The organism is Pelagihabitans pacificus (assembly GCF_009371985.2).
Classification (GTDB): domain Bacteria; phylum Bacteroidota; class Bacteroidia; order Flavobacteriales; family Flavobacteriaceae; genus Pelagihabitans; species Pelagihabitans pacificus.
Genome location: NZ_VIKU02000009.1, coordinates 1 through 26284, shown reverse-complemented (window position 1 = coordinate 26284; position 26284 = coordinate 1). Strand labels below are relative to the sequence as shown.

The 26284-nt window shown below is 46.5% G+C and carries 15 protein-coding genes and 1 pseudogene; 12 read left to right on the top strand and 4 right to left on the bottom strand.

The window, feature by feature from the left end:
- The first annotated feature begins 101 nt into the window (after positions 1-101).
- Both FK220_RS19125 and FK220_RS19120 read left to right on the top strand, forming a co-directional pair.
- Entirely contained in the window at positions 102-2018 is a 1917-nt protein-coding gene (locus tag FK220_RS19125) for an ABC-F family ATP-binding cassette domain-containing protein (protein WP_152575970.1), read from the top strand.
- A 177-nt stretch (positions 2019-2195) separates the two neighbouring features.
- Positions 2196-3083 (top strand): leucine-rich repeat domain-containing protein, encoded by an 888-nt coding sequence (locus tag FK220_RS19120; protein ID WP_152575969.1) that lies wholly within the window; start codon positions 2196-2198, stop codon positions 3081-3083.
- A 224-nt stretch (positions 3084-3307) separates the two neighbouring features.
- On the opposite strand, the gene FK220_RS19115 is transcribed toward FK220_RS19120, so the two are convergent.
- Positions 3308-3985 (bottom strand): head GIN domain-containing protein, encoded by a 678-nt coding sequence (locus tag FK220_RS19115; protein ID WP_152575968.1) that lies wholly within the window; start codon positions 3983-3985, stop codon positions 3308-3310.
- A 197-nt stretch (positions 3986-4182) separates the two neighbouring features.
- On the opposite strand from FK220_RS19115, the gene FK220_RS19110 reads away from it, so the two are divergent.
- From FK220_RS19110 to FK220_RS19080, 7 genes are all read left to right on the top strand, one after another.
- On the top strand, positions 4183-5211 hold the full coding sequence (locus FK220_RS19110; protein ID WP_238719120.1) for a formylglycine-generating enzyme family protein: 1029 nt from the start codon (positions 4183-4185) through the stop codon (positions 5209-5211).
- Positions 5212-5259: 48 nt separating this feature from the next.
- Positions 5260-5802, top strand: coding sequence for a YceI family protein (locus FK220_RS19105; RefSeq protein WP_166205012.1), 543 nt, complete (start codon positions 5260-5262; stop codon positions 5800-5802).
- Positions 5803-6057: 255 nt separating this feature from the next.
- The gene (locus FK220_RS19100) at positions 6058-8400 is read left to right on the top strand and encodes a PSD1 and planctomycete cytochrome C domain-containing protein (RefSeq protein ID WP_166205010.1); all 2343 of its coding nucleotides are present in this window, start codon (positions 6058-6060) and stop codon (positions 8398-8400) included.
- A 2-nt stretch (positions 8401-8402) separates the two neighbouring features.
- Positions 8403-9863 carry a DUF1501 domain-containing protein gene (locus tag FK220_RS19095; protein WP_152575965.1) on the top strand — a complete coding sequence of 487 codons (1461 nt, stop codon included), beginning with the start codon at positions 8403-8405 and terminating at the stop codon, positions 9861-9863.
- Between the two features lie 2 nt (positions 9864-9865).
- Entirely contained in the window at positions 9866-11305 is a 1440-nt protein-coding gene (locus FK220_RS19090; protein WP_152575964.1) for a c-type cytochrome domain-containing protein, read from the top strand.
- Entirely contained in the window at positions 11302-12078 is a 777-nt protein-coding gene (locus tag FK220_RS19085; RefSeq protein ID WP_152575963.1) for an SDR family NAD(P)-dependent oxidoreductase, read from the top strand. The genes FK220_RS19090 and FK220_RS19085 overlap by 4 nt, the downstream gene beginning before the upstream one ends.
- A gap of 97 nt (positions 12079-12175) precedes the next feature.
- Positions 12176-13030 (top strand): fumarylacetoacetate hydrolase family protein, encoded by an 855-nt coding sequence (locus FK220_RS19080; RefSeq protein ID WP_152575962.1) that lies wholly within the window; start codon positions 12176-12178, stop codon positions 13028-13030.
- Positions 13031-13122: 92 nt separating this feature from the next.
- On the opposite strand, the gene FK220_RS19075 is transcribed toward FK220_RS19080, so the two are convergent.
- The 3 genes from FK220_RS19075 to FK220_RS19065 are packed head-to-tail and all read right to left on the bottom strand — an operon-like array spanning position 13123 to position 21578.
- Complete coding sequence (locus FK220_RS19075) at positions 13123-16770, bottom strand: VCBS repeat-containing protein (protein WP_152575961.1); 3648 nt, start codon at positions 16768-16770, stop codon at positions 13123-13125.
- 38 nt (positions 16771-16808) lie between these two features.
- The gene (locus FK220_RS19070; RefSeq protein ID WP_166205008.1) at positions 16809-18317 is read right to left on the bottom strand and encodes a RagB/SusD family nutrient uptake outer membrane protein; all 1509 of its coding nucleotides are present in this window, start codon (positions 18315-18317) and stop codon (positions 16809-16811) included.
- A 30-nt stretch (positions 18318-18347) separates the two neighbouring features.
- Positions 18348-21578 carry a SusC/RagA family TonB-linked outer membrane protein gene (locus FK220_RS19065; RefSeq protein ID WP_152575959.1) on the bottom strand — a complete coding sequence of 1077 codons (3231 nt, stop codon included), beginning with the start codon at positions 21576-21578 and terminating at the stop codon, positions 18348-18350.
- A 484-nt stretch (positions 21579-22062) separates the two neighbouring features.
- Here FK220_RS19065 and FK220_RS19060 point away from each other — a divergent pair, with 484 nt between their 5' ends.
- From FK220_RS19060 to FK220_RS19050, 3 genes and pseudogenes are all read left to right on the top strand, one after another.
- The gene (locus tag FK220_RS19060) at positions 22063-25470 is read left to right on the top strand and encodes a VCBS repeat-containing protein (RefSeq protein WP_152575958.1); all 3408 of its coding nucleotides are present in this window, start codon (positions 22063-22065) and stop codon (positions 25468-25470) included.
- 28 nt (positions 25471-25498) lie between these two features.
- Positions 25499-25810: pseudogene (locus tag FK220_RS19055) on the top strand (SDR family NAD(P)-dependent oxidoreductase); the annotation flags it as partial.
- Positions 25811-25907: 97 nt separating this feature from the next.
- Positions 25908-26284: fumarylacetoacetate hydrolase family protein (locus FK220_RS19050; RefSeq protein ID WP_238719119.1), on the top strand; the 377-nt coding region annotated here is incomplete at its 3' end.

The following is a 26284-nucleotide window of genomic DNA, read 5'->3' as shown; positions in this document are numbered from 1 at the left end:
TTAAGTTAGGTTAGTGGGTGGCAATTTTCGATGCTGAACACCCGGTCTTTATAAGTTAGGAAACCCATATGTAAAATACTTGGTACTGAGTACTGTTAAAGATGCTAAACGTTCACAATCTTTCCGTTTCTTTTGGAGGCGAATATTTATTCGAGGAAATATCCTTTCGCTTAAATGCGGGTGATCGGGTAGGGCTGATTGGAAAAAACGGTGCAGGAAAATCGACCTTGCTGAAATTACTCTCCAAAGAGATGTCTTTGGACTCCGGTACCATCGCCATGGAAAAGGACCTAAAAATAGGTTTTCTACGACAGGACATCGATTTTGAACAAGGCCGAACAGTGGTTGAAGAGGCGTATCGGGCATTTACCGAAATCAAGCAGCTGGAGACAAGGCTCGAGGAAATCAATCAACAATTGGCGGAACGAACCGACTACGATAGTGAAGGCTACCACCAATTGATGGTAGATTTGAACGATGTAACACATCATTATGAAATCTTGGGTGGCTATAGCTATCAAGGCGAAACCGAAAAGATTCTTTTGGGATTGGGATTCAAAAGGGAGGATTTCGATAAAAAGACAACTACCTTTTCAGGGGGATGGCGAATGCGGATTGAACTTGCCAAGCTCTTGCTTCAACACAATGATGTACTGTTGCTCGATGAGCCGACCAACCACTTGGATATTGAATCGATTTTATGGTTGGAACAATTTCTCAATGGCTATCCCGGAGCCGTGATGATCGTCTCCCACGACAAAATGTTCCTTGATAATGTGACCAACAGAACCATCGAAATTTCTCTTGGAAGGATATATGACTATAACAAACCCTATTCCAAGTTCCTAAAACTAAGAACCGAGATCAAGGAACAACAACTGAACGCCCAGAAAAATCAAGAGAAAGAAATACAACAGGCCGAACGCCTCATAGAACGGTTTAGGGCGAAAAGTACCAAGGCCTCCATGGCCCAGTCGCTCATGAAAAAATTGGATAAAATGGAGCGGATCGAGGTCGATGAAGACGACACTGCCACCATGAACCTACGGTTTCCGGTCTCCGTTACCCCAGGAAAGGTAGTGGCCGAGATCGAAGGCTTGTCAAAAAGCTATGGGGACAATCACGTTTTAAACGACATCAACCTGTTGCTGGAAAGGGACAGTAAGACGGCTTTTGTGGGTCAGAACGGACAGGGGAAATCGACTTTGGCCAAGATAATGATCGGGGAGCTTGATCATGAGGGCAAGGTGAAACTGGGCCATAATGTGCAAATCGGATATTTTGCCCAGAATCAGGCAGAATATCTCGATGGCAATAAAACCATCTTGGATACGATGATCGATGCGGCCAACGAAAAGAATCGGAGCAAGGTGCGCGATATCCTGGGTTCCTTTCTTTTTCGGGGCGATGAGGTCGAAAAATATGTAAAGGTGTTATCGGGAGGGGAGCGAAACCGACTGGCGCTGGCGAAGATGTTGTTGCAGCCCTTCAACGTGTTGGTCATGGACGAGCCTACAAACCATCTCGACATTCAATCGAAGAATGTCCTGAAACAGGCCCTGCAGAATTTCGAAGGTACCTTGGTGGTCGTTTCCCACGATCGTGATTTTCTTCAAGGTCTAACCAACAAGGTATATGAGTTTAAGGATAAAAAAATCAAAGAGTATTTAGGGGACATCGATTTCTTTTTGGAGCAACGAAATGCCGAGAATTTTCGGGTCATTGAAAAACAGCGGGAATACAACGATGTTGTGCCCCCACGAAAGAAGACAGGAAATAGTTTTGAAGATCAGAAAAAAATAAAATCACTCAAGAACAAGCTTAGTTCGGTAGAGGCCAAAATCTCCAAACTCGAAAAGGAAATCGGCGAAATAGATCATGACCTTCTTATGGATTATGATGCGACCATTGCAAAACCAAACTTTTTCGATACCTATCAAGGCAAAAAAAAGGAATTGGAACAACTGATGGAGCGTTGGGAAACCCTCTCTACGGAACTGGAGGCCTCGGCAAAATAGTCAATTTACCCCCTCCCGATTTTGTTCACCACAAAATAGCGGGCTTTCACAACAAAATAGGGCATTTTATCGATATTTTTTGCCACTCCCCCTACTTTTGGCGTTATTTGTAAGGCAATTCTTTCGGTTTTTTAAAAACTGTAGGAAACCCAATATCTTGACCAAATTAAGTTGACTATGAAAAAGTATTTCTATGCCTTCTTGCTAAGTTGTTTCCTGATGCATTCCGCGTTCGCCGATATCTCAAAAGAGGAGAAGAGCGCGCTCATTGACCTTTATACGGCGACCAATGGAAGTCATTGGACGAAAAAATGGGACATGGACGAGCCCGTATCCCAATGGTTCGGGATAAAGGTTATCGACGATAAGGTCGTCGAGATCAGTCTTTTTAGGAACAATCTACAAGGGCCGCTACCGGAAAGTATCGGAAAACTGGAAAATCTACAGGTGTTGAATCTGGCATTCAACAAGATTACGGGAACGATCCCTTCAGAGCTCGCGAAATTGGTGAATCTCAAGGTGTTGAAACTGGAAATGAACAGGATAAAGGGAAGCCTGCCCGAAGATATAGGGAATATGGTCGGTTTGGAAGAATTCACCGCCTTTAACAACTTTATTACAGGCACTATACCCGGGAGTATCGGGGAAATTAAAAGTTTAAGGGTTTTGAACCTATCCAGTAACAATTTGAAGGGAGAAATACCCGATTCCCTGGGAAGTCTCGGAAGCTTGGAAAGCTTAGGACTTTTTGAGAACGGATTGGAAGGCTCGATCCCCAGGGAAATGGGGGCACTGACAAACTTGAAAGAGTTGGTCTTGGCCAATAACCAATTGGGGGGTGCTATCCCAAAGGAATTCGGCCAGTTGGCAAGCCTGAGAGTGTTGCAAATTCAAAACAACAAGTTCGATTCGTTCAAGAACTTACAGTATTTGGATACCAAGGGAATGTTGGTACTCGATTTTGACAAAGGAAACGAAAAACTCGACTTCAAGGATATCGACTTTAGCAAAACACGCATGGCCGATACAAAGTTCGAGGAAGGCGTTGATGACGATAATGAGTAATTCTTACTTATAGTTAGTTAGTTTGGTTGAAAGGGGATGCGGTTACGCATCCCTTTTTTTATTTGGAAGCCCCTACATTCGGTACTGTTTGTAGTAAATTTTCCAAGCATTCCTCACGAAAGCAGCCAAGGAAATAGTGCAGCTTTTTACTCGATAAAATCGAGATTTAAACGCTCCGAGACCTGGTCTCGAAGTTATGTGCAAAAGACCCTTTTTCTTTTGGCTTAATCGACCACGGCTATCTTTCCACCAAACACCTTATCACGATCTACCTGTTTTGGACTGCCATAAATGTAGATATACCCCCCCGCACGAACTTTGGCCTTTACATAATCGGAGGCTTTTACATCGGCCCGACCCCCGGCATTCACCACTACGACTGTTTCTTTGGTATTGAGTTCCCTGTTCCTGATTTTCCCACCAGTGTTTACCATGACCTCCTGCTTGGTAGCGGATCCCGTCAGCTCGATGCCGCCCCCGGAAACCGACTTGGTGTATAGGTCCTCCAAATCGATTTCAAGGTCTATTTGACCGCCTTCCTGTGCTTTGATCTCTACGCGACCTCCTTTTAAGGTTTCGTCAGAACGTATTTGGGCATTTTCGTTGGCATCGATAAGGGTAAGGGGTTCGGTATAATAGAGTGTTGCCTTGGCTTCGTCGCCATCCAAAAAATTATCGAACTCCATTTTTACCTTCAATACACCATTCTTGTTGCTAATATTTATTTCGTCCTGGTCGTCCCCTGTAATAACGATTTTATTCTCATTACTTTTCACCAAGCTCACGATAATACGGTCGTACGCCTTCACTTCGGTAAAAGGTTCCAATTCTTTGGTGGTGGCTTTTTGGGCGATTCCATTCCAGGCAAACAGCAGCAAGAGGGTGGTAATGGTTGTTCTCATTTTTTCATTTTTAATGGTTCTTGAAAGTGTTCTCGCGGGGGGAATTCAAATGTACTATTTTTCGGGAAAATGGAATATAAGTGGGATGATCTTCAAACTATTTGCACGTTTCCTGCCAAAAATCATTTTAGGAAAGCGATAGAATCGATATATTTAAGACTTCTATAGTACGCTCTATAACCTGGAAAATAAGCCGTATGCCTTCAGTAATCACCAAAAAATCCTATTTCCCTTCGCTTTTGATGCTATTGACGTTGCTTTGTTTCTTAAGACACACTAACGGATGGGCACAGGAGGCCGTTACCCAAAATGATAGCATTTCGATTTCGTCATTGGGGTATACCGAGCAAATCCCCGCAACGGAGATTAGTTTTGATATGGTGCTGGTGCCACAGGGTGAGTTTACCATGGGCAGTCCCGAGTCGGAGCCCGATAGAAAAGCGGATGAGGGCCCCCGGCATCAGGTACGGGTCGACTCTTTCTATATGGGCAAATACGAGCTTACATGGGAGCTTTTCGAACTCTTTTTTAAACAGAACAAGGAGTTGTTCGTAAAGTTGGATGATGAGCGCGTGATGAAAATCGATGCCATTACCAGGCCCAGTCCGCCTTATGAGGACCCTTCCTATGGAATGGGAAAAGATGGTTATCCGGCCGTCAGTATGTCGGCCTATTCGGCTTTGGTGTTTTGTAAATGGCTCAGTACCATTACTGGAAAGTTCTATCGTTTGCCTACGGAGGCCGAGTGGGAATATGCTGCGAGGGCCGGAAGTGACACCGCGTATAGCTTTGGGGATTCGATTCCCGACCTGGATGCCTATGCGGTTTACTACAAGAATTCTGGAAATGCCTATGCAAAAGTCGGAAGCAAGCAACCCAACGCGTGGGGATTGTACGATATGCACGGGAATGTCGCGGAATGGACCTTGGATGAATATAAGGAGGATGCATATGCCACCATGGAAGCGGAGAATCCGTGGATTACCCCCACCGTTATCCATCCCAGGGTAATACGTGGAGGTTCTTGGGACGATGATGCGGACGCCTTGCGCTCGGCGGCAAGAAGGGCATCTAGCCTCAAGCTTCAAAAGCGGGACCCACAGATTCCAAAAAGTTTTTGGTGGTTTACCGATGCGAATTTCGTCGGTTTCAGAGTGGTGAGTCCTGCAAAGCAACCTACTCCCGAGGAACAGCAAAAGTTTTGGCAGTTGGTCCTTGATGAATAGGGTAAATAGCTGCATTCAACCGAGATGAACATTGATAAAGACAGTACTATGAAAAAAATTGGGATGGTATTATTTCTTCTAAGCGGAACGATGGTTTGTGGGCAGGGCTCGTACACTTTGGGTTCCGAAAGCACCTTGACCATCGATGGCACATCGACCTTACACGATTGGACCGTTACTGCCAATACCATGGAAGGCACCATCAACGAAGAGGGGCAATCTATCAAGGCCATTACCTTCGAAGTTGCGGTGGCCGATATCCTAAGTGATCGGGGGGCGACCATGGACAAGAAAATGCACGATGCCCTGAAAAAGGAAGAACACCCCAAAGTATCGTTTTCGGTGACCGATGCCCGGCTGTCGGAAGGAGAAAGTCAAGATATCAACGGACATTTAACGATTGCCGGGGTAGGTAAGGACGTAAAGGTACCCTCAAAAATCTCAAAAACCGACGGTACGCTTCGCATCGTCGGAGAAAAGAAAATTGTACTGCAAGACTACAATATGGAGCCGCCGACCGCCATGTTCGGGTCCATTGTGGTAGGGGATGACGTCATTGTAAAGTTCGATTTGGTTTTCGAACGGAACTAACAAACATTATTTCTTAGGTTTCGGAAGGTTTGGCCGGGGTTCTTTCCCGTGGTGTCGCTGTTATACTTTCAAATAATGATGGTAAAACGACAAAATGCATCCACAGCCGTTTTCCTTAAATTCGCTAACTTTAACAGGGCAGAGTATCCACTCGATCATCGAGATTTAAATGTTCCGGGGTTTGCCCGCCTTCTATAGCCGTTTTGGCGGTCAAAGGCCCTGAGCTGGTTTACTATATCGATAAGCTTGTTACACATGAAGCAGCAAATAGGCATTATGGTCATTCTAGGAATATTGATCGCCTTTCTGTTCGCTTTCAAAAAGGGAGTCTTTACTTCCCCAGGAGGAATCTATGACGATTTGGAAGTCCCCGAAACGGTCGATTACAACTTTCATATTAAGCCGATACTTTCCGACAATTGCTATACCTGCCACGGTCCCGATGCCAATAAACGAAAAGCGGGGCTGCGGTTGGATCTGGAAGAAACGGCTTTTTTGGAGTTAAAGCAGCGACCAGGGGAATACGCTTTGGTGCCGGGCAAACCGGGGGAGAGCTTGTTGTACCATCATATTACCACCGATGATCTGGAGGAGTTGATGCCGCCTCCGGATTCGAAATTGGCCTTGAATTCCTATGAGAAAAAACTGATTCATCGATGGATCCGGCAGGGAGCAAAATTTGAACGGCATTGGGCCTTCCTTCCTCCTCTGAAGAAGGAAGTGCCAAGGTTTGAAACCACGGATTGGGCGCAAAATGAAATAGATGCCTTTATTCTAAGAAAACTCCGGGAAAAGGAGTTGCTTCCGTCGGAAAGGGCTTCCTTCGAGACCCTTATTCGGAGAATGAGCCTAGATCTCACCGGGCTTCCGCCACGACTGGATCAGGTTCAGCGGTTGATGGAGAATCCACCCAACAAGATCCTTTCCGAGGCCATCGATCTATTTCTTGCTGCTCCAGCCTACGGGGAACGGATGACGCAGTCTTGGCTCGACCTGGCACGCTACGCCGATTCACACGGATACCAAGACGATAGCTATCGAACCATGTGGCCGTGGCGCGATTGGGTTATCCATGCCTTCAATCAAAATGTACCCTACGACGATTTTCTGACCTGGCAACTGGCAGGGGACTTGTTGCCCAATGCCACCAAAGAGCAGGTATTGGCCACGGGCTTTAACCGAAACCATCCGATTACACAGGAGGGCGGTGTGATACAGGAAGAATACCGGACAAACTATGTGATGGATCGCACCAACACCCTAGGCAAGGGTATTTTGGGCCTTACGCTGGAATGCGCCCGCTGCCACGACCACAAGTACGATGCCATTTCCCAAAAAAACTATTTCGAGCTATTTGCCTTTTTCAACCAAGTGGATGAAAAAGGTCTCCAGATGGATGCGGTCCAGGCCGCCAATGAAAAATTCTACGCCGATCCCCCTTATCTGGAGCTGACATCCGTCGAGACCAAGGGGGTACTGTCTTTTGTAAATCTCAACGGTCAAAATAGTGTCAAGGTAATGGTCATGAACGACGCAGCGCCCAGGGAAACGATGCTACTCAATCGAGGCAATTACGACGAACCTACCGATACGGTCCAAGCAAACACACCCGCTTCTATCCATGCGTTCCCCGACACCTTCCCCAAAAACCGACTGGGGCTGGCGAAATGGGTAACCGATGCCAATAATCCTTTAACGGCGAGGGTGTTTGTGAACCGCCTCTGGGGAATGCTTTTTGGTCGAGGTCTAGTGGAAACTATGGAAGATTTTGGAGTGCAGGGAAGCCTTCCCACCCATCCCGAATTACTCGATTGGTTGGCTGTCGATTTTATGGAAAACGGATGGGACATAAAGTACCTGCTCAAGAAAATTATGCTCTCGGCTACGTATCAGCAAAAATCGGAACTCCGGGACGATCTTAAAAGAGTGGACCCCGAGAATAAATTACTGGCCCGTGCCCCTCGATTTCGAATGAGCGGCGAAATGATCCGTGACTATATATTGGCTTCCAGCGGCTTGTTGAGTACCACCATCGGTGGACCCAGCGTAAAACCATATCAACCAGCCGGACTATGGGAGGAGACCAATGCGGGGGGCAATCGCGGTATTTTGACCACCTATGTTCCCGATAGCGGCGAAAACCTGTATCGCCGTTCGCTCTATACCTTTTGGAAACGAACCTTGCCACCACCCAGCATGACTATTTTTGACGCCCCTACCCGTGATTTTTGTGAGGTACGTCGGCAAAAAACAAACACTCCTTTGCAGGCACTGGCGTTGCAGAACGATGTACAGGTGTTGGAAGCGGCCCGGGTATTGGCGCAAAACACCATTGCCGATAAGGAAAAGCATTCCGATCTGGTAGCGCGGATTTTTAGCCGCATCTTGATTCGCTCTCCAAAGGAAGAAGAGCTTTCCACCCTACACAACTACTATCAGGATGCATTGACATCCTATAAAAGTCAACCCGAAGAGGCGCAACGATTGGTGGCTGTCGGGGAATATGAACAACTACCGGTCGATCCCATCCAAACAGCGGCCCTCATGCTTACGGCACAGGTCATTTATAATTTGGATGAGACGATTACCAAAGAATAGCTATGGAAGAGAACAGGAAAACAAAGGAAAACCCATTGAAAGTGAACCGTCGGCATTTCTTTTCACAGCTGAGTGTGGGGATTGGTTCGTTGGCATTGGGGTCTTTGTTGATTCCCGACCTTTTCAATGGTACAACAAAGGGCTCGCCTGTAACTAGGTTGGGAGTCCCACATTTTGCACCCAAGGCGAAAAGGGTTATTTATCTTTTTCAAGCAGGTGCCCCTTCACAGTTCGAGACCTTCGACCACAAACCTACCCTCCGCAAACGAATGGGGGAAGACCTGCCCGAGTCGGTTCGTAAAGGACAACGGCTAACAGGTATGACGGCCGAGCAGGAAAATTTCCCCTTGATGCCGCCTGCGGTGAGATTCCAACAATATGGCAACAACGGCACCTGGATCAGTGATTTCTTTCCACATATCGGGAAAATTGCCGATGAGATATGCGTCATCCGCAGCATGCATACCGAAGCGATCAACCACGATCCCGCCATTACCTTTTTTCAAACGGGAAGTCAGATTTCTGGGCGTCCCAGTATGGGTTCCTGGATGAGCTACGGACTTGGGAACGAGAACAAGAACCTTCCCTCTTTCGTAGTGCTGACTTCACGCGGCAAGGGAAATAGCCAAGGACTGTACTCTAAATTATGGTCGAGCGGATTCCTGGATTCCAAACACCAGGGAGTATTGCTTCGCTCTGGCAAGGATCCGGTGCTGTATCTGAACGATCCCGAGGGGCTCTCCCGATCCGATAAGCGACATTTGTTAGACCATGTGTCCGCCCTCAATAAGTTACACCATGTAGAAACGGGCGATGACGAGATCGAATCACGAATCGCCCAATACGAAATGGCATACCGCATGCAAATGTCGGTACCCGATGTCATGGATATTTCCAAGGAACCGGAATCGATCATCAAACTCTACGGGGAAGACTGCCAAGTGCCCGGCACCTATGCCGCCAATGCCCTACAGGCCAGGAGATTGGCGGAGAACGGGGTTCGTTTTATCCAACTGTACCATCAAGGTTGGGACCAACATGGGAACCTGCACAACGAAATGGCCGGGCAAGCAAAGGATGTAGACCAAGCATCCGCTGCCTTGATCATTGATTTAAAACAGCGGGGCATGTTGGAGGATACCTTGGTCGTTTGGGGGGGTGAATTTGGAAGAACGAACTACTGTCAAGGAAAGTTCGACCCGATGAATTATGGGCGGGACCACCATCCCAGGGCGTTTAGCATCTGGATGGCCGGCGGCGGTATCCAACCGGGGATCAATTATGGTCAGACCGATGAATTTGGGTATAACATTGTTGAAAATCCGGTGCACATCAATGATTTTCATGCCACCATGATGCACCTTCTGGGCCTTGATCATGAGCAACTGACCTATAAATACCAAGGACGCCGTTTTCGATTGACCGATGTGGCGGGCGATGTGGTAAAAGACATCTTAGTGTAAGTATGGGAAATAGCGCTAACATACGATGGGTCGATTACAGCATTTTTGGGCTTAGTCTTTTTTTGATTTTCTGCTTGTTGTTCGATTCCTTTATCCAACTCCCCGATTTGGTGGCTTGGTTGGGAAAGTGGCATCCTCTGATACTGCATTTTCCGATAGTGCTATTGCTCATTGCGGTTTTTTTGGGCCTCAGCGGAAAGGATATTCCCAAAAAACTGTTAACGGTGGCGGTATTTGCCGCCTTGCTCACTGCGATTTCGGGATTCTTTTTGGGAAAAGAGACCGGAACAAAGGGTGATTTACTGGTCTGGCACCAATGGTTGGGAGGGTCCTTGGCCCTGGTTGCCGTCATATGGTACGTAGTGGAAGGAAGGCAATGGGCAAAGAAAGGGGTTGCCAAAGGGCTTCAAATAGTGCTGATCGGGTTGGTTGGTTTTACGGGCCACTACGGGGGAATGGTCACCCACGGGGAAGATTTTTTGGCCCTTCCAAAGAAAAAACGCTCCGATAAAATTCCCGAAAATCCGCTGATTTATGAGGATGTTGTTGGAATGATTTTGGAGAATAACTGTGTGAGCTGCCACAACACCAATAAACGAAAAGGAGGCTTGTTAATGACCAGTTTGGAAGGTCTCCTCAAAGGAGGGGATGTGGGAAACACGGTGGTTCCCGGAAACCCTGAAAATAGTGAACTGATTTTGAGGTTGCAGCTGCCCAAAGATGACAAGGAGCATATGCCCCCCGATGGTAAAAAGCCTTTGAACGATTCCGAGATACAAATCTTGGAACGATGGATCGCTTTGGGCGCCTCGGATACCGTGCGTTTGAATCAGTTGGAAAAAAGCGAGCCCTTGGTCGCCTTGGTGGAGGGGTTAATGCAACCCGACCCCATGGAAAAATGGGCGGCCCTTCCTGCAGTCGCCGACAGCACTTTGCAGCAATTGAATTCCGACTATGTGACCGTCAATCGGGTGGCTGCCAATTCGAATGCCCTTAGCATTTCGGTATTCATGCCGCCAGACTACGATCCTGGGTTTATTACCGGTCTGAAGATAGTGGCCGGGAACGTTGTGGAGCTCGATGTGAGTGGACTGCCATTGGAATCCGTTGAGTTTGATGTCATTGCCGCGATGGTGAACTTGGAATGGCTGGAGATCGATGGCACCCCGGTAACCGACGCCGAGATGAAAAAACTCGGGGCACTACGTAATTTGAAACTCCTGAAAATTTATCAAACACCAATTGGTGACCAAAGCCTCGAAGTCTTTAAAAACCTGCCAGACCTAAAAAGCCTTTACCTTTGGCAAACAGCCGTATCGAAAGCCGCTTTGGCGGTATTCCGCAGCGATAGGCCCGAAGTATCCATCAGTACCGGCATCGACGCGGAAACCCTGCGGTCGTTTGCGGCAACCGATTCCATATCCAAAACAGCGAAAAAATGAAGTTTGATCTTAAAGATAAAAGGGCAATCGTTACCGGCGGGGGCAGTGGTATCGGTAGTGCCATTAGTAAGACCTTGGCGGCCAACGGTGCCCAACTACATATTTTGGACATCAACAAGGAAGCGGCGGTGCTGCTAGTCGATGAAATTCAAGCCGCAGGCGGTAAGGCATCGCCGTATCGCTGTGATGTAGCCAACCAGGAGGAGGTGTTGAAAACTATTGGTGAAATCGGTAAATCGACCCCGATCGACATCTTGGTGAATAACGCCGGTATCGCCCACGTCGGAAATGTGGAGCAGACCACGGCCGGTGATTTCGATCGGGTATTCGCCATCAATGTCAAGGGGGTGTATAACTGTATTTTAGGGACAGTCCCTTTTATGAAGGATAAGGGCGGGATCATCCTTAATATGGCCTCTATTGCCGGGTCGATGGGTATTAACAATCGTTTTGCCTATTCGGCCTCAAAAGGGGCCGTACTCACTATGACCTATTCGGTCGCCAAGGACTATATCGGATATGGTATCCGGTGTAACAGCATTTCGCCCGCTAGGATCCATACCCCGTTGGTCGATGGATATTTAAGGAAAAATTTTCCGGGGGAAGAAAAGGAAATGTTCGAAAAGCTTTCGAAGACCCAACCGATCGGGCGTATGGGCACGCCCCAGGAAGTAGCCGATCTGGCCTTGTTCCTATGTTCGGACGAAGCAGCTTTTATAACAGGGACCGATTTTCCCATCGACGGGGGTTTTATCAAATTGAACGGGGATTAAAAATGGAGGTGCACTGCCGTGCCGGCTATAGTAGAAGTTAGCTACGTTGAATTAACAAACGGATTTCTGTTTTTAAGGAAATGAAATAAATAATGATATGAAACTAATACGATTTGGTGCCATTGGAAACGAAAAACCGGGCGTGCAACTGGAAGATGGCACACGATTGGATGTTTCGGCCTTTGGCCAGGATTACGATGAGCATTTCTTTGGCGGGGACGGACTCGAACAGCTAAAAGAATGGTTGGATAGCCATGCGGAAGCCTGCCCGAGGGTCGATACGTCCATCAGACTGGGCGCACCCCTTTGCCGTCCGTCAAAGATCATCTGCATTGGCCTGAATTATGCCGAACACGCCCAAGAGGCCGGTATGGATATCCCGAAGGAGCCGGTGCTTTTCATGAAGGCGACTTCCGCCATGGTAGGGCCGTATGATGAGGTCGTGATTCCAAAGGGTAGCACCAAGACCGACTGGGAAGTAGAGTTGGCCATCGTCATCGGAAAGAAGGCTTCCTATGTTTCAAAGGAGGACGCCCTGCAACACGTAGCCGGCTATGTTCTACACAACGACTACAGCGAACGGGAGTATCAGATAGAGCGCAGTGGCCAATGGGTGAAGGGGAAGAGCTGTGATACCTTTGCGCCTTTGGGACCTTTTATCGCGACCCCCGATGAGCTGGAGGACCCGCACAATCTCAACCTTTGGTTGAAGGTGAACGGGGAAATGCTGCAGAACAGCAATACCTCCGATTTTGTTTTTGACATCCCTACTTCCATCAGTTATATCAGCCGGTTCATGACCTTGCTTCCTGGGGATATTATTTCTACGGGAACCCCCTTTGGGGTCGGGTTGGGGTTTGATCCCCCCAGATACTTAAAGCCGGGCGATGTGGTCGAGCTCGGGATCGATGGTCTGGGAACTTCAAGACAAGTGGCAAGAGCTTACACGTAGGGATTCCCTTGCTTCAGAGCTATAAACTTGCCTACTACTACGAAGTCGAGATTGTGGTTCGGGCTTTAAATGGGCGAGGACACTATCCCATATCAATTTTGTGCGGAATGTAGGCTTGCATCCATACTTAGATCTATCTCACGCTGTTTACCCTGGGTATCGGTTATGGTTATTTTTTGCATCATCGGTTTGATTTCAAGGAACCTGGAGCTCTGCGAATAATATCCCGAACCGTAGGCAAATTCACGTAGCTCGATTCGACCGTCTTGGTAAACAATCTTGGCGCGGTGATCCAAAGGTCTAAGTTCGAGGGTTTTTAAGGGCTTTTGCCTCGGAATGCCAAAGACTTTAAGACTATCGTCGTTCACGGAAACCAAGTTCAAATAGGAACCGTCGAAGTATCTAAGACTGGCCAACGCCTTGGCATCGCCATCAATGTAGAAATTACTCGTATCAAAATCGGAAACTTGAAAGCTTCCGTCTCCATTGCCTATTAAAAGTGTTCCAAAAGAAGCGTCTTGCCATCCGGAAAAGACTTCGGGACTGTGGGAGTTTCCTACGGCTAGGATATCGGGAATGCCATCTTCATTAAAATCTTGTATCAGCGTTCCGTAGATAGGTGCGATTTGGGCCTGATAGGGTAGCGGTACCAATTCGAAACCTTTATCGCCCTTATTGATTAAACAGGCACTATAGGAATAGTTCCAAGAAAACACCTTCGCCTCTTGAAGCACACCGGACGGTACAATATCCGTTATGCTAGCAGAAGCATAATCCTGGTAGGTAGGCAACGTTTTTTTTAATGCGGTGAGTTGCTTGTACAGGTCGTCCCGTAAATGTACCGGAACCTCACGTCCGTCACGGTAATGGGTCATAATGGGATCTATGACTCCATTTTCATCAAAGTCTTTTGCATAGATTCGTATGGGCTCCCCCTCTGTTGGACGGAATCTGGAATTCAATCCAAAATTTCCCAGAACATAATCCATATCACCATCTTGGTCTAGATCGTAACCGTTAATACTATTCCACATCCCTTTTATTTCGGATAGGGATTTCGTATCTATTTTTTCCAATTTCCCTTTTCGGTTTTTGAAAATAGTAAGGGGCATAAATTCACCTACCACCAGGAGATCTTGCCAGCCGTCATTGTCATAGTCGGACCATACCGCACTTCGAACGATACCCAAGGTCTTCAGTTCTGGCAACATCGTATCTGCAAGATTGGTCAGAATAGGTTCATGTGTTCTTTTGGTGTCGTTTTGCAGCAGCATGCTCTGGGCGGGCAAGGGGTATGCTTCCGGTTGTGAGGCGCCTCCAACAAAAATATCTAGGTCCCCGTCCTTATCGTAATCGGCAGCGACCGCACATGAGCCGTTTACTTTGGGAAAATCAAGAGCGGCCTTCTCAAATATTCGATTACCGAGATTCAGCAATAAACGATCGGCGTAAAATCGGCTCTGTCTTCCGTTCTCAACACCACCACTAACAATATAAACATCAAGGTCATTGTCGTTGTCGATATCAAGGAGCAAGCTAGCCTGATCTTCGTATAAAGGCGTATCTTCGATCAACTGATCTGTAAAGGCGCCACTTTTGTCTTGAAAGAATAGCTTGCCTAATGAGCCCTTTGCGCCACCGACATAAAAATCTTCAAGGGTATCTTGATCTATATCGCCAATGGACAACGACGGCCCTAATTTGGAGAGTTTATGGGGAATCAAGATCTGGTAATCAAAATCGTTGAAGGGCGTTTCCTTGTGAACATAATCAAGACCCTTTATGTTGGCCGGCTCGAAAAGCTTTTCAGCCAACGATGACCTGTCCGAACCTGTGGAAACCCTTGAACCGACCTCTTTGGAAATGATGATTCGTTGATTGGGTTTAACATCGTGGAGCATTTGGTTTGATCCGTCTGGCCAGGTAACATCGATCTGATCTACTATCGAATCGCTACCAAGTCCAAAGGTGGCTATGGAGCTCACGGAAGACATAAAGCCTTTCGTCGGGTAATTGATATGTGATACAATGCCCTGGGAGGTTTTAAAACTGATTTTGGTGCCTATCGCCGCTGTGTTCGGTTGATTTCCTTGCAAAACCACTTGCAGATAATTGTTTTCTCGATACTTTGATGTTATGGTGCGGTTTTCATAGATATAAGCGGCTTCGTTGATGTTGTTCACGACAAGGTCCAGGTCACCGTCGTTATCAAGATCGGCATAGGCCGCTCCATTGGAAAAACTAGGCCTGGTAAAACCCCACTCCTCACTTTTGTCCTCAAAACGGAGATTCCCCTGATTATGGAACACTCGATTTGGAAGGTGTATGCCCTTCTGGGTTTTTAAGGACTCAAGATAGGCGGCGTCATCCCGTTTTTTTTGGTTGCCAAACGGATCGGTATCATCGTAATTGACAAAATCCAGATCATTCACATCCTTCAGGAAACCATTGGTAATGAAAATGTCTCGCCATCCATCAAGATCTAAGTCGGGCATCAGGGTACTCCAACTCCAGTTCGTATTGGAGACATTTGAAAATCTTCCTATCTCGCTAAACTTCCTGGGGACGGAATCCCGTAAACCGTTGTTGAGTTGTAAGGTGTTTCTTTGATATTGATCCACGTATCCGACTTTTTTCCGTGTATCGAATCCGAAATGATCAATAGACGGATACATCATTTTCATCCTATCATCCGCTTCGGGAAGCATATCAAGCACCATAAAATCCTGCAGGCCATCATTGTTGATATCCGAGACATCGATACCCATGGAGGCAAAACTCGTATGGTTCACATAATCGCGGATGCGGTCGGTAAAAGTCCCGTCGCCATTATTGATATAAATAATGTCGTTTGTGACATAGTCGTTCGCTACGTAGATATCGGGTTTGCCGTCTTGATTGAAATCATGTATCGCCAAACCCAGACTAAAACCTTCCAATGTGATACCCGCCTCTTGCGAAACATCGGTAAAGAGTGGATGGCCGTCGCTACCCAAACCGTCGTTTCGATATAGGCGATCGGTGCGCTCAGGCCTCCCTTGCGGTTTAAGACGGATAATGCGGTTGGCTTCCGACCCGATGTAACCGGTGGGGTGGTTTACGATCATGAATACGTCAAGATCGCCATCCCCGTCATAGTCGAAGAATGCTGACTGTATGGTATGTGTGGTATCATTTAGGTGGTACTGGGCCGCCTTTTCCTCAAAACGCAGTTCACCATTGGTATCAAAGCCTTTATTCAAAAAGAGTCGATTGGCCCTATCCTTACCGGATTTTCCTCCAGAAACACTACAATAAATATCGTCCCAACCATTTTGATCGACATCAACTACTGTTACCCCGTTTACCCAGGAACTCGTTCCGACACCTGCTTCGGCAGTTTTATCCAGAAAGCTGAATGGTTCGATCTTTCCGTTATTAAGATATAACTGGGAGGAAACCAAATTTCCTGCAAAATATAAATCTTCAAAACCATCCTTATTAAAATCAGCAACGGCGACCCCTGCACCGTTGTACATATTCACATAATCGAAGACGTTAACCGAATTATCGTCGATAGTGTTCTGAAACGTTATTCCGGTTTCGGAGGCTTTTAGTAGCTCAAATTTTTTTTGATGATCAGAGGGACCCTGATGACAGCCCGTTAAGAGCAATCCGATACCTATCTTAGCGAAACATCTGGGATTAAACATATAGAAAATGAAAATTTCCCTAAAAAAGGGAACCCACGAAAATATCATGGGTTCCTTAAATTAAAAACTAACTCAAACTAACTTAATCAATATCCTGGTTTTTGATCGGCGGGGGTGAGTGCCGGATTATTATCCATTTCATCCAAGGGAATGGGCAAAAATTCATGTTTAGGCTCATAGTTAGGGCTAGGCGGCCCTACTTTACCGGCCCTAAACCAACGCTTTACATCCCTAGTTCGTGCTTGTTCCGAACACAGCTCTATACGACGTTCGTGTACAATGGCGTCGAACATTTGATCTTTTGTACCTGTTGGATACGCTGCGGTTGGTAAGGGTGGTACCCCGGCACGCTCCCGGACCTGATTTACGTAACCTAAAGCCAAAGCCGTTGGACCGTTTTGCTCATTCTCTATTTCGGCCATCATCAATAAAACGTCTGCATAGCGTAGTAAACGCATGTTAATACCCGAGAACATCTCCGGTACGGACATTTGGTAATCATAACCGTATTTTTTCCAGTGTACGCCATTCTCAATACCTTGGGCGATATCCTCTGGCGTAAAAACATCTTCATTTTCGGGGCCATGCGTATCGCCGTATTCAAGGAAACAAAGTGGATATCTGGGATCACCCTCTTCAAACGCTGCAACCAACTCATCCGACGGTACGACATTGTGCCAAATAAAGGGCGTATATTCTTGGGTCCTATACTGGACGGCTTTTTGAGGTCCACCCCAAACATTGGCCAGGTTACGTTGAAACTGCACCTCAAAAATTGATTCGATATTGTTCTCGTTTTCCTCCCTATGATTGTCTTCGTAATTGTCGACCAAACTATAATCCCCTGAATCGATCACTTTTTGAAGTTCGGTTCGGGCAGCGGCAAAATTGTCAAAGTACATATAGGCGCGCCCTAATAAAGTTTGTGCGCTTCCCTTCGTGACCCTTCCCAAGTTTTCCGTGCCGCGATATGCAGAAACCCGAGGTAAAAATTCCTCGGCTACTGTTAAATCTTCAATGATTTGATCGCGTATGACCTGTTCTGAGTCGGCCAAGGGAACCCCACTGGTAAAATCCTCTACAGGGGTCAACGAGAAAGGTACGTTACCCCAGTAGGTGACGAGTTCAAAATAGGCCCACGCCCTCAAAAACTTTGCCTCGGCTACCAATAGATCAACTTCTGCTTGCGGTAATTCGTCACTAACCTTGTCGGGCAGCGTGTTGATGACTAGGTTGGCGCGAAACACAATCCGATACAAACCTTTCCAAGCCGGTGAAATAAGACCATTGCCCGCATCGATATCATAGTTCAACAATTGTGCCCGTTGCGATTCTAGCTGGGGTCCGGCCGATTTAAGTTCATCGGAGAGGGTATCGACCAACCACCACCATTCACGGGCCACCGATTCGTTTTCTTGCAAACCGGCATAAATGGCAAAAACAGCGGCCCTTGCCTCTTCAACGGTTTCAAAGGAATTTGAGATACTCGGGGCAGAAGGATTGCCCTCTGCCAAAAACTCATCATCACAGCTAAATGTGACCATGGTGGCGCATAACGCAATGGCCACACTCTTCAATGTTGCTAACTTTCTCATTTTTTCTATTTTTATTTTCATAACAAAATTTTAAAAAGCGACTTCCACACCTAAAATAAAAGTTGATGGCACGGGAATAGCACTGTCATCCACTCCATTTGAAAAAAGGGCGTCGTTCGGATTACTGACACGACCCTGCACCTCTGGATTGTAACCGGAATAGCCCGTAAAGGTCAATAGATTTTGTGCCTGCGCGTACAATCTTAGCTTTGAAAACGGACTGTTCCTTAATTCCGGAAATGTGTATCCCAAAGTTACGAATTGTAAGCGTACAAAATCCCCATTCTCGACCCAGCGGTCAGAAAGAACAGCATTTGCTTGTCTTGCCTCTCGTGCTCCCGTCTCTTGGTTGATCCCAAAAGTTCGAGGAATATCGGTATTTGTATTTTCCGGTGTCCAAGCATTGAGCACCTCCGTACCCATATTGAACAAACGGGTCATCCCCTCGGTGTAGTACCGATTGGAATGTAGTATTTCAAAACCAAAAGAGCCCTGCCAGTTCATGGCCAAGTCAAAATTTTTGTAAGACATATTGGTGTTGAGTCCAATGGTAAAATCGGGCAAATAATGACCAATATTGACCCGGTCTTCGCCGGTAACCACCCCGTCGCCGTTGATATCCTGATAGCGAATATCACCAGGGCCTACATCGATTCCTTGCCTTGTCGCGTTGGGGTCTCCAGTTATTTGCGCTGCCCTGGCATTATCGGCATCAATTTCAGCTTGTGTCTGGTAAATACCATCGGTTCGCAGCCCAAAGTAATGTCCGATAGGCTGGCCCACTACAGCCCGGGTTTGAGGGGCACCCGTATTTTGAAAATTTTCCCCAAAGATACTGGCGCTTTCATCGCCACCTAATGACGTTACCTCGTTCTTCACAAGCGAGGCAACCGCGTTGACCGACCATTTGAATTCGTTATCTTGGTTCGTATAGCCCGCTGAAAAATCCCAACCGCTGTTCTCCACTGAGCCCACATTCGCTAACGGACGATTATCCACACCTGTTGAATTAGGTATCGGTACACTAATAATCAAATCGTTTGCCGTGTTTTGAAAATACTCTCCGCTAAAATAGAATTTACCACCAAAGAACTCAGCATCGAGACCTATGTTGATTTTTTCCACTTCTTCCCATTGCAAGCGTGTATTAAAAAGTGCGTTTTGAGTTAAACCGGTAACCACACTACCGTCGCCTAAATTATAGTCAAGATTGGCGACAACGGTGGGATCCCAAGTGTAAGCACCCGTAGCCGTGTTTCCGTTAATACCCCAACTACCTCGTAGCTTTAAATTAGAGATGGTGCCTTTCAAGCCTTCAAAGAAACCTTCTTCGGAAATCGTCCAACCTGCAGAGGCTGAAGGAAAGATACCTACATTATCATCAGGGGCAAAACGCGAAGATTGGTCACGACGAATAGAAGCGCCCAGCAAATACTTGCCTTTATAGTCATAATTAAGTCTTCCAAAATAAGAGATGATGCCTGTTTCTTCGACAACGACCTCAGCCCTCTGGTCTTCTCCTGGCGAAAGGGCAGGATTTCGAACATTTTCGTTCGGAAGCGATGTTGCTTCAGCTCTCACACGCTCATTACGAAAGGTTTGAATTTCGTAACCTGCCAAAACATCAATATTATGATTACCAAAATCTTTATTATAATTTAAAGTAGCGGTGAGAATGGGAGAGACAAAAGTAGTGTTTGTTCTTTGAAAAGTAGCGACAGGATTTTGATTAAACCCTATCTCACCGGCATTATAAGTTGGTAAAAAGAATTGTGACTGAATAAAAGCACTTTCTCCGGCCACGGCCAATTTAGCAAACAGGCCATTGGCCACTTCGTATTGACCAAAAGCGGTCACCAGCACCTTGGTCGAAGTTTGTTCGTCATCGATCAAGACTTCGCGTAGTACGGGTTGAAAAGGGTCGGCGCCATCAGCATTGTCAGTAGCTCGAAACCCACCCGGTCTGCTGGCATCCCGAACCGGTATGTAGGGCATCATCTGCAAGGACCGACGAATTGATATACCTTGGCCTTCGGGTTCGTTTTGACTATTGCGGGACAAAATTATGGAAGAACCCATTTTAAATTTACCCAAGTTTGCCTGAATATTCGCATTAAAATTAATTCGCTTGAAATACGAATTCACAATGACACCGTCTTGCTCAAAATATCCTCCGCCAAGATTGTAGGTCACGTTATCAGTACCCCCGGAAAAGCCCAATGTATATTCTTGAATGGCCCCTACAGGCATGACGGCATCTTGCCAATCGGTCTCTACGCCACGAAACTCCTCGCTTGGGGACCCTATGCGAAAATCCTGGGCGGCGAAATCATAATCATCGAACCTGGCCGGTTCAACAATAAAATCGTCCAATGTAAAATTGATATATTGGTCGGTATTTAAAAGATCGTAGCGTCTTCTTTCGGGAACTTTCTGAATTCCATAATAGGATTTAAAGGTCAATTTACCGGGACCTCTTTTTCCTTTTTTAGTAGTAACAAGTATTACCCCATTAGCGCCTCGTGAACCATAGATGGCGGTACTTGCCGCATCTTTGAGTACGGTGATATCTTCAATGGCATCAGGTGCCACATCGTTCAGACCACCTTGACCGACAGGAATCCCGTCGATCACGAAAAGAGGATCACTGTTTAGTACGGAACCCAAACCCCGTATACGAACCGTCGGGTTGGCACCTGGAACACCACTTTGTGCCACGTTAACCCCACTCACCCTACCTTGCAAGGCCTGCTCGGCTCGAACCACCGGAAGTTCCGCAATTTCTTCACCTCCTAAATTCGACACCGCGGTCGTTACCTTTCTTCTACTTTGGACACCATAGGCTACGACCACGACTTCATCCAATTGCGAAGTACTCGGTTGTAGGGTAACGTCGATCGTAGTTTGACCATTCACGGGGATCTCCTGAGATTCGTAACCAAGGTAAGATATAAGCAGTACCGCATCGCTTCCTACTTCAAGGGTATAATTACCATCGAAATCGGTCTGGGTACCGTTTGTAGTACCCATCTCCACGACACTGGCCCCTGGCAACGGTACCCCGTCCTGATCGACGATGGTACCCGAAACCCTGGTGTCCTGAAATGCGACCGAGGTCGGGGTGGCCACCGTTCGGGCCGCGACCGTTATCGGCATACACAGTAAAACGGCCATGCCGAGCGCGACTAAAAAGGTTCGATACAACCGATCGTGGCATCCGAGGGACAGTGCAGGACTTGTAAATAGTAGTTTGTTGGTCATTGTGAAACGGAATTAGTGTTAATATGTTCGTAAATTTTCGATTCCTATAAAGACAAGATAGACATGGTTAGGAAAATAGTGCGCAGTTGTTGGTTGAGTACAACTGGAATATATCAAGTCAAATATATGATTAATCGTTTAACCATCAAAGAAAACATAATTTTTGATTATTTCCATAATAAAATTGACAAATTCTAACAATACCAAGGTCAAATTTCTATTCTGTGAATAAAAATAGCCAATAAATTATCATAAAATCAACGTATAACAGAAGCGGTCGATTTTGATTCATCAAAAAAATTGAATGTTCAAGGTAGTTCTATTTTAGGTTAAAATCCAATGAATTCCCCTTATGATAGAATAAGGGGGCCATGAATTGATTGCTACAACAGGGTTTGTGCTTTTTAACCTAACTGAAAAACATTGTATACATTTAACGCAATAAGAAGCTTTTTGTCATTAATCCTTGAGAACGATATCCAGTATGCCTAAAGAAAAACGTGCCGTCGTCTTTGGTATTCAAGCTATGAAATCGGCTTGCATAGGTGCGCTTGTTTTGTGCTGTGCATGTACCGACACTTCTAAAACGTCCAGGATTTTCGAGAGGTTGCCGGCGAAGCGGACCGGAGTTGAATTTAAAAATGAAATCATAGAAAATGATTTTTACAATTTTTTAAATTTCAGTAATATTTACACCGGTTCCGGGGTCGGCATTGGTGATTTTGACAAGGACGGCTTACCGGATATTTTTTTTGGTGGATGTATGGAGACCAGTCGCCTTTACCTGAACCGGGGCGATTTCAAATTCAAGGATGCTACGGTAGCGGCCGGTTTGGTCACCGACCGATGGGTCACGGGCGTAACCGTAATCGATATCAATTCCGACGGATGGCTCGACCTATATTTAAGCGTCTCTGGAATCGGACCTCCTGACAAACTTAAAAATCTCCTGTTCATCAGTAATGGCATTCGCGAAGGGAAAGGACAAATTTCGTTTACCGAAAGCGCTGAAATTTATGGTATTGCCGACGCCTCGCCCAGTACCCACGCCAATTTTTTTGATTTTGACAAGGACGGTGACCTTGACCTTTTTGTAATCGTGAATCCGCCGGAATACGAGTTGGAAAAGGTAAATAACATTCGTCCAAAAAAAGTAAGGGGCGAGGCCATCAGTACCGACAAACTTTATCGCAACAATACCGTCGAAAACGAGCTGAAACGAAAAGAAGGTCGATCCGATTCTGCATCAACCGAGGTTCTTCCTTTGTTTACCGACATTTCCAAGGAGGCGGGTATTTTAATCGAGGGCTACAGTCTTGGCCTGAACGTCAGCGACCTGAACAATGACCATTGGCCGGATATTTATATCACCAACGACTTTTTAAGTAACGACATCGCGTATATCAACAACCAAGACGGAACTTTTACCAACCGTGCGGCAGCACTGTTCAAGCATACCAGTTATGCCAGTATGGGGATGGATGTTGCCGATATCAATAACGACGGTTTGCCGGAAGTGTACGTTCTGGATATGCTGCCCGAAGAAAACTACCGTCGTAAAATGATTGTAACTTCAGGTAACTACGACCGTTTTCAGCGCGCCATCGATAATGGATATGAACCATCGTACACGCGCAATACGTTACAATTGAATAATGGCGACGGCACTTTTAGTGAGGTAGGCCAACAATTCGGGGTGCACAAAACCGGGTGGAGCTGGAGTGCGCTTTTGGCCGATTACGACAATGATGGCTTTCGTGATTTATACATTACCAATGGTTTTAAAAGAGACTTAGGGAATCTAGATTATGTCAACTACGGCGAATGGAATCCTTTTGGTACGGTGGAGTCACAAAGGAACAGAAGGTTGGCTTTGATCAACGAACAGCCGGCGGCATCGCTTTTCAACTATGTCTACCAGAATAGAAAAGGGGAGGGTTTTGAAAAAAAATCGAAGGAATGGGGTATCGACGAGCGTTCGGTTTCGAGCGGAGCTGCATTTGCCGATTTAGACCTGGATGGCGATTTAGATCTTGTTGTCAACAACATCGGTCAAGAAGCCTTTATTTATGAGAACAAGGTCAATGAACTATCCAAAAACCGTTACCTGAAACTACAATTGGAAGGAAATCCCTATAATAGTCAGGCCTTGGGGGCAAAGATTTGGTTGTATTACGGGAAAGAAATGCAATTTGCCGAGCACACGACCTATCGTGGCTATCAGTCCAGTGTAGACCCCATCCTCCATTTTGGTTTGGGGAATGTAACCCTTTTGGATAGTATCAGAGTAGTTTTTCCGGATTGCAAAACAGCGGTTCTCAAAAACGTCAAAACCGATACGTTATTGTTGATTAAAAACAGGTTGGCAAGAGAGGGGAGCGCTCCTTTAAAGGAGAAAAGGGAACCCGCTCTTTTCGAAAAAGCCGCGCCCCGGAATCAAGTAAAGTATGTACACCAGGAAGATAAACAGGTCGATTTCAAACAGCAATCCCTCTTACCACACCAACACTCGCAGCTAGGGCCTGCAATGGCGAAAGGGGATATGAATGGCGATGGCTACGAGGATGTATTCATAGGTGGTGCGGCCGGTAAACCTGCCGTTTTGTTTTTTCAAAAAGCTGATGGCACCTTCATTCGAAAGGAGTGGGCCTTGGACAACGCGTATGAGGACACCAATGCCGTGTTTTTTGACTCGGATGCCGATGGGGACCTAGACCTTTATGTGTGTTCCGGTGGCGTTGTGCAACATGGGAAATCCACGATATACCAAGATAGGCTCTACCAAAATGATGGTTCGGGAAATTTTGTACGCAACGAGACCGCACTTCCTGCGATGCCGACGAGTACCAAAGCGATAGCTGCGGCCGATTACGATGGGGATGGGGATATAGACTTGTTCGTTGGGGGCCGTGTGACCCCCCGAGAATATCCTAGAACGCCTCAAAGCTGCTTGTTGGAAAACCAAAAAGGGATTTTTAGAAAATCGACGAAGGCAGCTACTTCAAAATTGAATCGTATCGGCATGATTACCGACGCCCTTTGGACAGATTTCGATACTGATGGGGACAAGGATCTGATTCTTCTAGGCGAGTGGATGCCCATCACTATTTTTGAAAACAGGGAGGGAAGACTAGCCCCCGAGCCGACTATCATTGAAGGTTCAAACGGATGGTGGAACACGATTGCAGCGGGCGATTTCGACAACGATGGTGACTTGGATTTTTTGGCGGGCAATTTAGGCCTGAACACAGATTACAGGGCCAGTATGGAGGAACCCTTTCGTTTGTACGCTAAAGATTTTGATCAAAACGGTAGTATAGACCCGATTTTATCCCAATATATCGACGGGGTAGAGCAGGCGGTGGCCTATCGTGATGATTTAATCAATCAAATCCCTCCGCTTAAGCGACGTTTTAACACGTATCATCAGTATGCTGAAAAACCGTTCAAAGAAGTCTTTACGACGGCCGAGTTGAAAGACGCAGAGGTATTGGAGAGCTATCTCTTTACTAGTAGTTACGTTGAAAATTTGGGGCAAGGAAAATTTGAAATAAGACCCTTGCCCATGGAACTTCAAATAGCTCCGATAAAAAAATTTCTGGTGGAGGATTTTGATGGGAACGGTCATCTAGATGCCCTGGTCATTGGTAACGACTATAGCACCGATGTAACTATTGGGCGCTATGATGCCTTTTCAGGTGCTGTTCTAGAAGGCGATGGAACGGGTAATTTTAAGGTTCCGAGAGGTACCACCTCGGGTTTCTTGGCGAATAAGAACGCACAAAATATGATCCAGGTTCAACTCGGGAAAAATGCCGATAACGGGGAGTATATATGGGTAGGCAATAATTCAGATAGTCTTCAAGTGTTCAAAAAAGTGGATGGCGACTAGCTTTCTCTTTTGCGCGAGCTACCAGGTACTTTCCAAAGGGGCCGTACTCACCATGACCTATTCGGTCGCCAAGGACTATATCGGATATGGTATCCGGTGTAACAGCATTTCGCCCGCTAGGATCCATACCCCGTTGGTCGATGGATATTTAAGGAAAAGTTTTCCGGGGGAAGAAAAGGAAATGTTCGAAAAGCTTTCGAAGACCCAACCGATCGGGCGTATGGGCACGCCCCAGGAAGTAGCCGATCTGGCCTTGTTCCTATGTTCGGACGAAGCAGCTTTTATAACAGGGACCGATTTTCCCATCGACGGGGGTTTTATCAAATTGAACGGGGATTAAAAATGGAGGTGCACTGCCGTGCCGGCTATAGTAGAAGTTAGCTACGTTGAATTAACAAACGGATTTCTGTTTTTAAGGAAATGAAATAAATAATGATATGAAACTAATACGATTTGGTGCCATTGGGAACGAAAAACCGGGCGTGCAACTGGAAGATGGCACACGATTGGATGTTTCGGGCTTTGGCCAGGATTACGATGAGCATTTCTTTGGCGGGGACGGACTCGAACAGCTAAAAGAATGGTTGGATGACCATGCGGATACCTGCCCGAAAGTCGAAGCTTCCGTTCGACTGGGCGCACCCCTTTGCCGTCCGTCAAAGATCATCTGCATTGGCCTGAATTATGCCAAACATGCCCAAGAGGCCGGTATGGATATCCCGAAGGAGCCGGTGCTTTTCATGAAGGCGACTTCCGCCATGGTAGGGCCGTATGATGAGGTCGTGATTCCAAAGGGTAGCACCAAGACCGACTG